Raw genomic sequence first — 13715 nt, 5'->3', positions numbered from 1 at the left:
GATCTGATCAGTCGCTGACGTACCCCGCGAACGCCTGGCCCCGGAAGGTGGCCAGGCGTTCTGCCTGCTCGTCCAGTCCGGCCGGGCGGTCGCCGCCGTCCCAGACGTCGACGGCGAGACGAAGCTTCCTGCCTGCCGAGCGCGGCCGCCAGCTCCCCACCACCTCGGAGCCCGCCAGCAGCCCGCCGGGGCGGCCGAGCGTGCGCCACAGGTCCTTGCGGGACCTCTCGTCGGGCACGACCAGCGCCCGATCGCGCCCCTGCAGGAACAGGTCGAACGGACCCAGCAGCCGCACTCCCGAGGCCTCCCCCGGGTCGGCGAGCGCGTCGAGGTCCTCGGCCAGCACGTCCAGCCGCGCGCCGTCGACCTCGACGGGCACGACGTCGCTGGGCCAGTGCGCCTTCACCTCGCGGACCGGCGCGTCGAGGTAGCCCGCCACCAGCTTCGGGTCCGACGGGCCGAGGAGCCGCAGTACGGCGCGGATCGGGTCGAGGTGGGTCGGTACCTGCGCGGCGGGGCCTCGCCACCCCGGGATCCGGCGCAGCACCGGCGGTGACGTGCCGGGCTCGAGCTCGAGACCGGCCTGCAGCGCCGCGAGCCGGAACGGCTGCTCGTAGGTGTGGATCGCCTGGCACGGCCTGCACTCACGGAGGTACGGCGCGTCGAGGCGCGCGGACAACGCGCTCGACATCTCGCCCTTGACCACGGCGCCATCGCCCACGATCTCGCTCATCTCGTCGGCCACGTGGGCCAGTGCGTCGAGCACGGGGATGCCGGCGGCCTTCAGCGGCCGCGAGGCGTCGAAGACCCGCTTCGCGGCGTCCGCCTCGCTCAGCGGAGCCGTGGCGGCCGCGACCTCCGCCGCCTCCGAGCGCCGGTAGGCATGCGGCGCACCGCGCAGGGTCCAGGCCAGGACGAGGTCGTCCGGGTCGGGGCGCACACCCCGCAGCTCCAGCGCCCAGCGCGAGCCGTCCGGACCCGTGTCCTGCACGCCCAGGTCGAGCACCCGGGTGTCGCCCGCCTCGCCCGAGCGGGTGAGGTCCTGGGCTCGCGCGCGGAACCGCAGCACGTGCCTCCGGTCGATCCGCTGCTCCGTCACGAGAACGGTCTACCAGCCGCCGGGGACACTCGGACATAGACTCCACGGGTGGCAGATACACCGACGAGCTCGGGAACCCGGTGGCTCGACGACCAACAGCAACGCTCCTGGCGCGCGTACCTGATGGGTACGACGCTGCTCCTGGACCGCCTCGACGACGACCTGCGCCGCTCCTTCGACCTGTCGCTGGTCGAGTACGAGATCCTGGTCCGGCTCTCCGAGCGCGACGGCCGGATGCGGATGGCGCAGCTCGCCGACGCGCTCGCGCACAGCCGGAGCAGGGTCACCCACACGGTCAGCCGGATGGAGCACGCCGGGCTCGTCCGCCGTACCAACTCGCCCGAGGACGGACGCGGCATCGTCTGCGGGCTCACCGACCAGGGCCGCGACCTGCTCGAGCGGGCCGCGCACATCCACGTGGCCGGCGTACGCGCCCACCTCGTCGACCTGGTCCCCGGCGAGGACTTCGCCGCCCTGGGCCGGGTCATGGACGCCGTCTCCGACAACCTCGTCGCCGGTCATCCCGAGATGGAGATGCGCTGAGGCGAGACGCGCCAGCGGCTCGCACCGAAGCGGGTCGAGCGAGCGCCACGGCTGAGCCTGCGAAGCCGTGACGCGCGGGTCGAGACCCGTTCAGCGTCCCGAGCAGAACAGCCCACATCGCCGAGTCGGCAGTAGTTACTGCCGACTCGGCGCGCAACTTCTGCCGACTCGACGCGCAACTTCTGCCGACTCGACGCGCAACTACTGCCGACTCGGCGGGGGCTGGTGCGGTGGGTCAGTCGCGGGTGAGGCGGCGGTGGGTGACCCGGTGCGGGCGGGCCGCCTCGATGCCGAGGCGCTCGATCTTGTTCTCCTCGTACGCCGCGAAGTTGCCCTCGAACCAGAACCACTGCGCCGGGTTCTCCTCGTTGCCCTCCCAGGCGAGGATGTGGGTGGCGATGCGGTCGAGGAACCACCGGTCGTGCGACGTGACGACGGCGCAGCCCGGGAAGTCCAGGAGCGCGTCCTCGAGGGAGGACAGGGTCTCCACGTCGAGGTCGTTGGTGGGCTCATCGAGGAGCAGCAGGTTGCCGCCCATCTTCAGCGTCAGGGCCAGGTTGAGACGGTTGCGCTCACCACCGGAGAGGACCCCGGCCTTCTTCTGCTGGTCGGGACCCTTGAAGCCGAACGAGGCGACGTAGGCGCGCGAGTTCATCTCGAAGTTCGCGACCTTGATGAAGTCCAGGCCGTCGGACACGACCTCCCAGACGTTCTTCTCCGGGTCGATGCCGCCGCGGCTCTGATCGACGTACGAGAGCTTCACCGTCTGGCCGACGTTGAGCGTGCCGCCGTCGGGCTGCTCGGTGCCGGTGATCATCCGGAAAAGCGTGGTCTTGCCGACGCCGTTCGGGCCGATGACACCGACGATGCCGGCGCGGGGCAGCGAGAACGACAGGTCGTCGATCAGGGTGCGGCCCTCGAAGCCCTTGGTGAGGTGGTCGGCCTCGAGGACGACGTCACCGAGCCGGGGACCGGCCGGGATGTTGATCTCGGAGGTGTCGATCTTGCGCATCCGGTCGGCCTCGGCCGCCATCTCCTCGTACCGCGCGAGTCGCGACTTGCTCTTGGTCTGGCGGGCCTTGGCGTTGGAGCGGACCCACTCCAACTCCTTCTCGAGCATCTTGGCGCGCTTGGCGTCCTTCTGCCCCTCGATCTTGAGCCGTTCCTTCTTGGTCTCGAGGTACGTCGAGTAGTTGCCCTCGTAGGGGTGCGTCTTGCCCCGGTCGAGCTCGAGGATCCACTCGGCCACGTTGTCGAGGAAGTACCGGTCGTGGGTGATGGCCAGGACGGCGCCCGGATAGGTCTTCAGGTGACCCTCGAGCCACTGCACCGACTCGGCGTCGAGGTGGTTGGTGGGCTCGTCGAGGAGCAGCAGGTCGGGCTGCTGGAGCAGCAGCTTGCACAGCGCGACCCGGCGGCGCTCACCACCGGAGAGGTTGTCGACGATCGCGTCCGGCGGCGGGCAGCGCAGCGCGTCCATCGCCTGGTCGAGACGGCTGTCGAGGTCCCACACGTTGGCCGCGTCGAGCTCGGTCTGCAGGTCGCCCGCCTCGGCGGCGACCTTGTCCTGGTCGGCGTCGGGGTCGCCCATCATCATGTAGAGCTCGTCGAGGCGGCCCATCTTGGCCTTGGTCTCGGCCACCGCCTCCTCGACGTTCTCCAGGACCGTCTTGCCCTCGGTCAGCGGCGGCTCCTGCTGGAGCATGCCCACCGTCGCGCCGGGGTCGAGGATCGCGTCGCCGTTGTTGGCCTTGTCGAGGCCCGCCATGATCCGCAGCAGCGAGGACTTGCCCGTGCCGTTGGGTCCCACGACGCCGATCTTCGCTCCGTGCAGGAACGACAGGGTCACGTTGTCGAGGACGACCTTGTCGCCGTGGGCCTTGCGCACGTTGCGCAGGGTGAAGACATATTCCGCCATGGTCCCCGAGCCTAGTTGCTCCTCGAGGCGACGGCCGGAGCGGGTGCCCCGGCCGTCGCCGGCCGCTCAGGCCGCGGACGCCGTGCTCTCCTCGCGAGGCTCGTCCGCCTCGTGCTCCTGGGCGCCGGACGGCGCCGCCGTCCCACCCCCGGAGGCTTCCGCACGGACGGTCTTGGCGAAGCGGCTGACGCCGCGGTTGAGGTCGTGGCCGACGCTGGTGGCCTCGACGACGAACGAGGTCACCTCGACGCCGGCGTTGTTGACCCACACCTGGGCCTCGAGGCGGCCGTGCACGACGACCGGGTCACCGCGCCGCAGCGAGTCGCGGCAGTTCTCGCCGAGGACGCGCCAGGCGTTCACGGAGTACCACTGGGTGGGGCCGTTGCTCCAGGTCTCGGTGCGGCGGCTGTAGCGGCGCGGGGTGCACGCGAGCCGGAAGCTCGCCACCTGGGCGTCTCCGGCCTGGCGGACCTGCACGTCGCCGCCGAGCCAGCCGTGCAGGGTCACGAAGGTGTCGGTCATGGGGCTCTCCTTGGTCGCAGCCGCCCGTCGCGGCCGTGGGTGGCACCGACCCTTCGGTGCCGCACCGACAGCCGACGGCGATCGGGAGGACCCTGGGGACGACACCGCAGGAGCGACTCCTGTGGACGGAAGACGGCCCGAGCGAGACCCGACGACCGGCTACTGCAGCGCCCGGTCGACTCCCGCGCGCAGCTCGGCGTACGCCGCGAGCTCCTGCTCGACCGGTCGGACGACCAGCTCGGTGGCGACCTCGGAGATCGAGCCCTCCAGGCGCGTGCGCACCGCCTCGGCACGCTCGCGCGCCGCGCCGGCGACCGCTCCGCGGCAGACCAGGGCCAGCACGATGCCGACCACCAGGCAGGCCACCGCGGCGACGAGAGGTACGCCGAAGCCGCCGACCTCCGGTGCGGCACCCGTGACACCGGTGGCGTCGAGCACCGCCCACACCCCGCAGCCGATCGCCCCGAGCAGGAGCAGCCACTGCAGGACCCGGACGAGGCCGACCCACCCGGGCAGCCGGTTGCGGCTCAGGTCGGTCGCCGCGAGCGTGGCGTCGAGCCGGTCACCCAACTCGGGGATGCGCGAGACGGCTGCCCGCTGGACCGCGGCGGCCCACGGCGCGCCGAGGCCCGCGGAGGCGTCGTCGGCGAGCGCGCGGACCTCGGTGTCGACCCGCGCGCGCTGCACGGAGACCGACGTCGGAGCGGCGGTGGCGCTGCCGGAGAGGCGCCCGGCCGACTCCCCGAGGTCGAGCTCGAGCTTCTTCAGCGGGTCACCGCGCAGACCGGAGATCCACGAGACCACGGGCCAGCCGGTCGCCCGGACGGCCCGGATCCGGGTCGAGCGCTCGACGGCCTCGACGATCGTCGGCACGCCGGCGGCCTCGCCCAGCGCCTGCTGGAACGACGCCGCACGCTCGGCCGACAGCGGCCGGACGGGCCCGTTTCCGCTCGCCTCGTCGAGACGGCCGGCGGCCGCCTTGATGTCGGCCTCGATGCGGGTGCGGGTCATCTTCTTCTCGGCGACCCGGCGGCCGATCTCGGCGCGGAGCTCGTCGAGGCCGATCCCCTGACGGGCGCTGATCGCGATCACCGGGACCTTGGCGAGGCCGTCGTTGTCGAGCAGCCGGCGTACGTCGTCGAGCATCGCCTGACGGCGCTCCTCGGGCACGGAGTCGATGTGGTTGAGCACCACGACCATGACCTCGTCGTGGGTCTTCAGCGGCTCGAGGTAGCGGTCGTGGATCGCGGCGTCGGCGTACTTCTGGGGGTCCAGGACCCACACCAGCAGGTCCGCCAGGGCCACGAGCCGGTCGACCTCGAGGTGGTGCGAGACCTCGGTCGAGTCGTGGTCGGGCAGGTCGAGCAGGACGACGCCGTCGAGGGAGTTGTCCTCGCGGCGGGTGTCGAGCATCGACTCGCGCGTCGTCTGGTGCCGGTCGGGGATGCCGAGCCACTCGAGGAGCTCGCGGGCGCCGTCGCTCCCCCACACGCAGGCCGTGGCCCACGACGTGGTGGGACGGCGTACGCCGACCGCGGACAGCTCCAGGCCCGTCAGCGCGTTGAACGTCGACGACTTGCCGGATCCGGTCGCGCCGGCGATGGCGACGACGGTGTGCTCGGCGGACAGCTTCAGCCGGCCGGCGGAGCGATCGGCGACGCCGCCCGCCTCGGTCACCAGCTTCTCGTCGAGCCGGCCGGCCGCGGCACGGGCCGCGGACTCCAGGCCCTCGATCCGGGCGCCGATGTCGGTGCCCCGGATGAAGAGCTCCTTCGCACCCTCCAGCAAGGACGTCATCTTCTCCAACCCAGGTACGACAGTGGTGGCCTCACCTTAGAGGCTCGGCCCGGACTCCTCGCGGGCGGAGCACCTCACTCGGTGCCCCCTCCGCTGCGTGCGGCCCTCGCGAAGCGGACGTCGTCGACCCGACGGGCAGCCTGGCGCAGCTGGGCGTCGGCGTCCGCGCTGACCGGAACGGCGTCGAGCGCGGCCGTCCAGCGCCGCCGCTCGACCTCGACCAGGTCGCCGAGCCGGTACTCCAGGGTGTCGCGCGCCCGCGCCACCAGCCCGGCCGCCGACTCGGCACCGAAGACCGCCTCGAGGAGCCGCCGTCCGGCCTCGGAGGACGGCTGCGTGGACGCCTGGTCCAGCGCCGAGACCATCAGCGCCACGGCCAGGCCCTGCACGCCGTACGCCAGGAAGCGCGCGGTGCGCTGGCCGGAGCCCTCGATCCGGACCAGCTCGGTGACGTCCTGCTGCCACTCGCGCACGGCGCGCTCGGCGGTACGGCGCAGCTCGCGCGAGGCCCGGTCGAGCTCGGGCGCACCGGCCAGCACGCCGGCGCCCGCGGGCCGGGCGCGCCAGCGCTCGGCGATCGCGGCGGCGGTGGCCTCGGCCTCGGAGAGGATGAGGTTCTCCAGCCCGGACTCGATGGCGACCGTCACCCGCTCGGCCTGCTGCGGCTTGCCCTTGACGGCGTTCACGACCCGCTCGCGCAGCCAGCCGACCTTGTCCTCGAGGCTGCGCAGCAGCTCGCCGGTGCCGACGAAGTCCTCCCAGCGCGCGAGCACCTCGCCCTGGAGCAGGGTCCCGTCGCCCGACCTGGTCGCCAGCGCGGTCGCCGCGTCGTCGTACGCCGCCGCCACGTCGGCGCGCAGCGCGGCGAGCTCGACCACCTGGTCGGCGGCCGCGTCGGCGACGGGGTGGGTGGTGCGGGTGATGGAGCGGATGGTCCCTTCCAGGGTCTGCCGGACGACGCCGTCCCGGGCGCCGGTGTCGACCGCGAGGGACGCGAGCCAGCCGCGGATGTCGGCGACGTAGTCGGCGGGGAGCAGGCCGTCCTCGTCGATCGGTCCCTCGTGGACGATGAACAGCGGCGAGTCCTTCAGGCCCCGGCTCGCCAGCATCCGGGCCAGGTGGGTCGAGACCGTCTGGACGGCGTCCGCAGCAGTGCGGTCCAGGACGATCGCGACCGCCGCGGAGCGCTGCGCCGCGGCGTTGAGGTGCTCCCACGGCACCTGGTCGGCGTAGCGCGCGGCCGAGGTCACGAAGAGCCACATGTCGGCGGCGGCGAGGAGCTGGCCGGCCAGGATCCGGTTGGGCTCCTCGACGGAGTCGACGTCGGGCGCGTCCAGGATGGCGAGGCCGGGCGGGATGGTGTCGGCCGCCACCAGCTGCAGGGCGTCGTGGTCGTTGGTCGGGTTCGCGACGCGACGCAGGTCGGGCAGCAGGCGGTCCTGGCCGAACCACTCGGCGTCGGCGGGGTGGTGGACCAGCACGGGCGAGCGCGTGGTCGGTCGGAGCAGGCCGGGCTCGGTGACCCGGCGTCCCACCAGCGAGTTCACCAGGGTCGACTTGCCGGCGCCGGTGGAGCCGCCGACGACGACGAGCAGCGGCGCCTCGACCGTCATCACCCGCGGGATGACGTAGTCCTCCAGCTGGTCGACCAACTGCGAGCGCGACGCCCGCTGCTCGTCGACGCCGGGCACCTCGAGCGGCAGCTCGGCGGCCTGCAGCGCGCCGCGCAGCCGAACCAGCGCGGTCAGCATCTGCGCGCCGGTGCCCGTGGTCTCCTCAGAAGCGGTCATCGGGTGGGTACCACCTGTCCGGGGAAGGCGATGAAGGGGCGCGTGGCCCCGATCCTCGCGATGTAGTCCTGTCCGCGGACCGCGAAGTCAGGTGGCGGCGTCCCGCGCAGGAAGCGATGGTGCAGGAAGCCGAGCTCGATGGCCGCCTGCTGGTAGTCCCGCATGGCGCGCTCCGCGCTCGGGCCGGCGACCTGACGGGCGTGGGCGCGAGCGAGCTTGCGGGCCCGGAGGTCGACGACCCAGCCGATGTCGGTGCCGGGGATGAGGCCCCGGCGTGCGGCGTCGTCGAGCGCGGCGGCGAGCATCCGGCGCTCGGAGCGCCGCGCCCAGACGGCCAACCAGGCCAGGCCCACCAGGGCGGGGAGCATCAGCACGAGGTAGACGAGCGCGAAGCTGCCGAAGCCGAAGATCGTGGCCCCGTTCCAGATCCCGTGCGTGACCACGGCGACGAGGTATCCGAGCAGCGGCGCGAGGAAACGGACGGCCTTGCTGCGCGAGGCGACCGCGACGCCGACGCCGATCCCGATGAACGTCGTGAACAGCGGGTGCGCGAACGGGCTGAACAGGCACCGGACGACGAACGTCGCGGTCAGCGCCTCGGTGCCGCCCGGGCCGGTGCCGTCCGTCCCGTTGTACGCCGCCGCCAGGTAGAGGATGTTCTCGGTGAACGCGAAGCCGATGCCGACCATGCCGGCGTACACGATGCCGTCGAGCACCCCGTCGAGCTCGGCCCGGCGCCACCACAGGAGCAGCACGAGGAACGCGCCCTTGCTGAGCTCCTCGGTCACCGGCGCCACCACGGCGAGGCTGGCGTCCTCGCTGAAGCCGGCGACGAGGCCGCCGACACCCTGGATCAGGATCGCGGCGGCGGTGGCGACGAAGCCGCCCCACAGCAGTCCCGCCAGCAGGAGGTGACGGGGCTCGGGCTCGTAGCGGTCGAGCCACAGGTAGCAGCAGACCAGGGGGATGACGGGCAGCGCGGCCAGCGCGGTCGCCAGCAGCAGCGTCCCGGGTGCGCCGGACAGGGCGATCACCAGCAGCATCACGCCGGCGCCGCCGATCACCAACACGGTCACGAGAACCGTGAAGGCGATGCTGTCTCGACGGGCTCCTGGCACGGGCGCAGCCTAACGTTCGAGCAGGTCGGAGCGCGTGCTGCCCGGCGTACAGTGTCGAGGGTGAGCGACCAGACGACGCCCGAGAGCACCGAGCCGAAGACCGAGTCGCACGACCCCGCCGTCCCCGAGGCCTACTCGCGGTTCATGCGCACCGGCTGGGGCGACCGGGAGCTCGACCTCCCCCGCCAGGCCGTCGCCGACCGCGCGGCCGAGCGCCGCCGCCGGCTCGCGGGGCTGTTCCCGGGCGAGCGGCTGGTGCTGCCCGCCGGCACCTACAAGCCCCGGGCCAACGACACCGACTACCGCTTCCGCTCCGACACCGCGCACACCTACCTCACGGGCAACCAGACCAGCGACGCCGTCCTGGTGCTCACCGACGGCGAGGCCGTGCTCTACGCCCGGCCGCGCTCCTCGCGCGAGACCGACGAGTTCTTCCGCGACCGGCAGTACGGCGAGCTGTGGGCTGGACGCCGCCCCTCGGCCCGCGAGCTCTCCGACTCCCTCGGCATCGAGGTCCGCCACGTCGACCGGCTCGCCGACGACCTCGGCCGCTCTGCGCCGCCGAAGACGCGCGTGCACCGCGGCGTGTCGACCCACGTCGACCGGCTGCTGGCCGCCGACGCCGGGCTGGACGACGACCTCGCACGCGTCGTCTCGGAGATGCGGCTGGTCAAGGACGACTGGGAGATCGAGCAGCTCCAGCAGGCCTGCGACGTCACCACGCTGGGCTTCGAGGACAGCGTCCGCGAGTGGACCCAGGTCCTGGAGTACGGCGAGCGCTGGATCGAGGGGACCTTCTTCCGCCGGGCGCGGGCGATGGGCAACGACATCGGCTACGACTCGATCGTCGGCGGCGGCTCGCACGCCACGACGCTGCACTGGACCGAGAACTCCGGCGCGATCACGCCCGGCGACCTGGTGCTGCTCGACATGGGGGTGGAGGGCCGCCAGCTCTACACCGCCGACGTCACCCGCACGCTGCCGGTCGACGGCACGTTCACCGGCGTCCAGCGCGACCTCTACGACCTGGTCCTCGCCGCCCAGCAGGCCGGCATCGACGCGGTGCGTCCCGGCGTACCCTTCGCGGACATCCACCGGGCCTCGATGACCGTGCTGGCCCACGGGCTGGAGGGCATGGGCCTGCTGCCCGTGCCGGCCACCGAGGCGCTCGACCCCGACAACCGCACCTACGCGCGCTGGACCCTGCACGGCACCAGCCACATGCTCGGCATGGACGTGCACGACTGCGGCCGGGCCGCGCCGGAGGCGTACGCCAAGGGTGACCTCGCCGCGGGCATGGTGCTGACCGTCGAGCCCGGCCTGTACTTCCAGGAGGACGACCTGCTCGTCCCCGAGGAGCTGCGCGGCATCGGCATCCGGATCGAGGACGACGTCCTCGTCACCGACGACGGCAGCCGCAACCTCTCCGCGGCGCTTCCCCGCACCTCCGCGGACGTCGAGGAGTGGATGGGCCGGCACCTGCCCTGACCTGGGCGGACAGGGGGTCCCGGCGGGATCGCCCGGTCGAACGGGACGAAATGATCGAGCGCGCGGGACGCGTGCCGTGCCAACCTCCCCGCCGTGAACGCACGACGACTCCTCATCCCCCTCGCCCTCTCCGGCGTGCTCGGCGCCTCCGCCGCGCTGGCACCCGCCCAGGTCGCGGTCGCCGAGACCGAGCCCGGCAAGCACGCCGTGACCGGCACCGTCACCGACGGCCAGGGCCGCCCTGTCGAGGGCACCGTCTCGGTGTCCCGCCTGACCGGCACCTACTGGAACACCTTCCTCGCCGACCCGATCGTCGACGGCAGGATCCAATTGGCCCTCGCCCCGGGCCAGTACCGCTTTCACGTCGTCGACGCGCAGGACTCGAGCCGCTGGGAGTACTACGACGACACCCAGGACTGGAACACGTCGACGGCCGTGACCGTGACCGACACCGACGTCACTCTGAACCCGGTCGTGCTGGAGTCGCCCCCGGCGATCACCGGCCGGGTGGTGGACGCCGCGGGCCGGCCGGTCGCCGGCATGGAGGTCCGGGCGTTCGCCGCGAACGCACCGCACGGCGGCGCCTACAGCTACGGCACCCGCCCGGACGGCACGTTCCGGTTCTCCGTGCCCGCCGGCGACTGGAAGATCCAGCTCTGGGACTACCGCGAGCGGTACGCCGCCGAGTGGGTCGCCGACTCTCCGAGCCACGCCGCCGCCAGCACCATCGCCTTCGACCGGACCGCGGACGTCTCCGTGGGCGACCTGACGGTCACCGCGGGCGGATCGATCAGCGGTCGGGTCGCCGACGACGCCGGGAAGCCGCTGCGCCGCGTCCTCGTGACGGCGTACGACGTCGACGGCCGGACGGTCACCAGCGACTACACCGACCGCTCGGGTGCGTACGCGGTACCCCGGCTCCACGACGGATCGTGGCGGCTGCGCTTCGCCGACGAGTACAGCGAGTACGGCACCGAGTGGCTCGGCGACGCGGCGACCGGGGACGCCAGCACCCCGGTCACCGTGGCCGGCAGCGCTGCCGTGACCGTCCCGGACGCCCGACTCTCGGGCGGCGTCCGCCCGGCCCCGGCCGGGTACGACCTGACCGGCGTGGTCCGCGACGAGGAGGGCCGCCCCGCCATGGGCGTCGAGGTGCGCGCCTACGGGCTGCTCTCCGACGGTGAGCCGCAGAGCCAGGCCGGGTGGGCCGTCACCGACCGCGACGGCCGCTACTACTTCACGGAGCTCGACCGGACCGGACCGCGGTCGTACAAGATCGAGGTCCAGGACTCGCGCACCCAGGACGTCGAGCTGCCCTTCCAGGACGCCTGGCACGGCGGGACCACGTCCCGGACGGCCACGCCCGTCTCCGTCACCCCGGGCCAGGTCACCGAGGGGATCGACGTGACCGTGCGCCCGTGGGGCGGCATCCGGGGCGTCGTGACCGACGCGGCCGGCCAGCCGCTCGACGACGTCACCGTGACGGTGAACGACGTCTCGGGCCGCTACGTCGACGAGGAGAGCACGTACTACGGCGGTCGGTACTCGATCGACGAGCTGCGCCCCGGGGTCCCCTACCTGTTGAGCTTCACCAGCTGGGACGGCCACGTGAGCGAGTGGTACGCCGACGCGTCGACGCCCGCCGAGGCCCGGCTGGTCGTGCCCCGGCCGGGCGAGTTCGCCGTCGCGGACGTCGCGCTCGACTCCTCGCTGCGGGCTCGCACGAGCCCCGCGATCGGCGGCGCCCCTCTCGTCGGACGCAGGCTGAGCGCGAGCACCGGCCGTTGGAACCTCGCCGCCGGGATGTCGTTCCGCGTGGAGTGGCTGCGCGGCAGCACGGTGGTGGGCACCGGGCCGTCGTACGTCGTGACGGCCGCGGACGCCGGGTCCACCCTGCGGCTGCGGGTCTCCGCCTCGGCCCCCGACGACGCGGGCGAGACATCCGGCTTCACCGGGACGGCGCTCTCGGCCCCGACCGCCCGAGCGCAGCACGCCTCGACGACCCGGGCCACCGGGAAGGTCAAGGGCCGGACCGTGCGGCTCGCGGTCCAGGTCGCGGCGCCCGGCGTCAGCGGACAGGTCGCGGTGCGCGACGGATCGCGGGTCGTCGGCCGGGCGACGCTGAAGGCGGGCCGGGCCACGCTGACGCTGAAGAGGCAGCGGCCCGGCAAGCACCGCTACACCGCGTCGTACGCCGGCAGCGCGACCGTCGCGGCGAGCAAGACCACCGTGGCGGTGAAGGTCCGCCGCTGACCTCTCCCGGCCGGGACGGGGACCGGGAGCGCGCTCAGCGGATCCGGTCCCCCGTCTCGAGGTCGGCGTGGGCGTCCAGCCACGACCCGGCCACGTCGTCGCGGATCGCCGTCCACAGCTGCTCGGACAGCCGCCGGTTCAGGTGCACGACGGACTGGTCCCCCACCATGCCGAGGCCGGCGACCGGGACGGTCAGGTAGCGGATGTCGGCGCTGCGCAGGTTGCGCAGCGAGGCGCTGAACCCGAGGATCCCCGCCAGCGACCAGGTCTCGTCGACGGCGACGTGCTCGAGGACCGCGGACACGAAGTGGGCCACCTGGTCGGGATCGGAGCGCATCTCCGCGTGCAGGCTGTCCTGCATCAGGGTGCGCAGCACCGCCTGCTGGCGCTGGACGCGGTCCAGGTCCCCGCCGGGCAGCCCATAGCGCTGGCCGACGTACGCGAGGGCCTGCTCGCCGTTGAGCAGGTGCTCGCCCGCCGTCCAGGTGATCCCGCGGATGCTGTCCGTCACCGTCTCGGGCACCTGCACGCGGACGCCGCCCACCAGGTCGGTGAGGGCACGGAAGCCGTCCCAGTCCACGACCGCGACGTGGTCCACGCGCACGTCGGTGAGCGTCTCCACGGTCTCCACCGCCAGCGGGAGGCCGCCCAGCGAGTACGCCGCGTTGATCTTCGCGCGACCGTGCCCGGGCACCGGCACCCAGGAGTCGCGCGGCAGCGAGACCACCTGGACCGAGCGCCGGTCCGCGGCGACGTGGACCAGCATCATCGTGTCCGAGCGCTGCTCCCCCGCCACCCAGGCCTCGGCCTCGGCCGCGTCGCCGGTCGTCGGTACGTCGGAGCGCCGGTCGGTGCCCAGCAGCAGGATGTTGACGGCCTCCCCGGCCGGGCCCGGCGCGCGCGGCGGCCGGTTCTCCAGTCCCACGAACGCCGGCTCGGTGTGCCGGACGTCGGGGATCTTCGACTGCGCCCAGACGAGCGTGCCCGACACGACGAGGGCGATGGCGCCCGCGCAGATCAGCAGCCCCACCAGCGCCTTGCGGTCGCGTCGGCGGTCCTCAGGATCCCCCCGTCCCATCCCGCCCCCGTCCGGTCAGCCGCTCCGTTCTTCGGAGACTGCGCCGCCGGGACGGGGTGAGGCGGGGATCGGGCGGGGAGTTCCCCGAAAGAGGGCATGGCCCGACCGG

At 73.1% G+C, this 13715-nt stretch carries 10 protein-coding genes; 3 read left to right on the top strand and 7 right to left on the bottom strand.

From position 1 onward, the window contains the following. Positions 1-7 precede the first annotated feature (7 nt). On the bottom strand, positions 8-1099 hold the full coding sequence (locus tag VMF51_RS19415; protein ID WP_325476112.1) for a DNA glycosylase AlkZ-like family protein: 1092 nt from the start codon (positions 1097-1099) through the stop codon (positions 8-10). A 48-nt stretch (positions 1100-1147) separates the two neighbouring features. On the opposite strand from VMF51_RS19415, the gene VMF51_RS19410 reads away from it, so the two are divergent. Then, the gene (locus VMF51_RS19410; protein ID WP_325476111.1) at positions 1148-1642 is read left to right on the top strand and encodes a MarR family winged helix-turn-helix transcriptional regulator; all 495 of its coding nucleotides are present in this window, start codon (positions 1148-1150) and stop codon (positions 1640-1642) included. A gap of 235 nt (positions 1643-1877) precedes the next feature. On the opposite strand, the gene ettA is transcribed toward VMF51_RS19410, so the two are convergent. The 5 genes from ettA to VMF51_RS19385 all read right to left on the bottom strand — a co-directional run bounded on the left by ettA (position 1878) and on the right by VMF51_RS19385 (position 8787). Beyond that, the gene (gene ettA, locus VMF51_RS19405; RefSeq protein WP_325476110.1) at positions 1878-3560 is read right to left on the bottom strand and encodes an energy-dependent translational throttle protein EttA; all 1683 of its coding nucleotides are present in this window, start codon (positions 3558-3560) and stop codon (positions 1878-1880) included. 66 nt (positions 3561-3626) lie between these two features. Then, entirely contained in the window at positions 3627-4082 is a 456-nt protein-coding gene (locus VMF51_RS19400; protein WP_325476109.1) for a single-stranded DNA-binding protein, read from the bottom strand. Positions 4083-4241: 159 nt separating this feature from the next. Further along, a complete protein-coding gene (locus tag VMF51_RS19395; RefSeq protein ID WP_325476108.1) occupies positions 4242-5879 on the bottom strand; it encodes a YfjP family GTPase in 1638 nt (545 codons plus the stop codon). A gap of 74 nt (positions 5880-5953) precedes the next feature. After that, positions 5954-7669 (bottom strand): dynamin family protein, encoded by a 1716-nt coding sequence (locus VMF51_RS19390; protein ID WP_325476107.1) that lies wholly within the window; start codon positions 7667-7669, stop codon positions 5954-5956. Further along, complete coding sequence (locus VMF51_RS19385; RefSeq protein ID WP_325476106.1) at positions 7666-8787, bottom strand: PrsW family intramembrane metalloprotease; 1122 nt, start codon at positions 8785-8787, stop codon at positions 7666-7668. The genes VMF51_RS19390 and VMF51_RS19385 overlap by 4 nt, the downstream gene beginning before the upstream one ends. Before the next feature lie 60 nt (positions 8788-8847). Between VMF51_RS19385 and VMF51_RS19380 the strand changes: the two genes are divergently transcribed. Continuing rightward, a complete protein-coding gene (locus tag VMF51_RS19380) occupies positions 8848-10275 on the top strand; it encodes an aminopeptidase P family protein (RefSeq protein WP_325476105.1) in 1428 nt (475 codons plus the stop codon). A 93-nt stretch (positions 10276-10368) separates the two neighbouring features. Next, positions 10369-12528, top strand: a complete 2160-nt coding sequence (locus tag VMF51_RS19375) for a carboxypeptidase regulatory-like domain-containing protein (protein WP_325476104.1) — start codon at positions 10369-10371, stop codon at positions 12526-12528. A gap of 34 nt (positions 12529-12562) precedes the next feature. Here the strand turns inward: VMF51_RS19375 and VMF51_RS19370 are convergent, their stop codons facing one another. Next, positions 12563-13606, bottom strand: coding sequence for an LCP family protein (locus tag VMF51_RS19370; protein ID WP_325476103.1), 1044 nt, complete (start codon positions 13604-13606; stop codon positions 12563-12565). Positions 13607-13715 lie beyond the last annotated feature (109 nt).

This window comes from Nocardioides sp. (assembly GCF_035503875.1).
In the GTDB taxonomy this organism is placed as follows: Bacteria; Actinomycetota; Actinomycetes; order Propionibacteriales; family Nocardioidaceae; genus Nocardioides.
The sequence above is the reverse complement of the archived record's forward strand: the minus strand, read 5'-3'. Positions and strand labels throughout refer to the sequence as shown.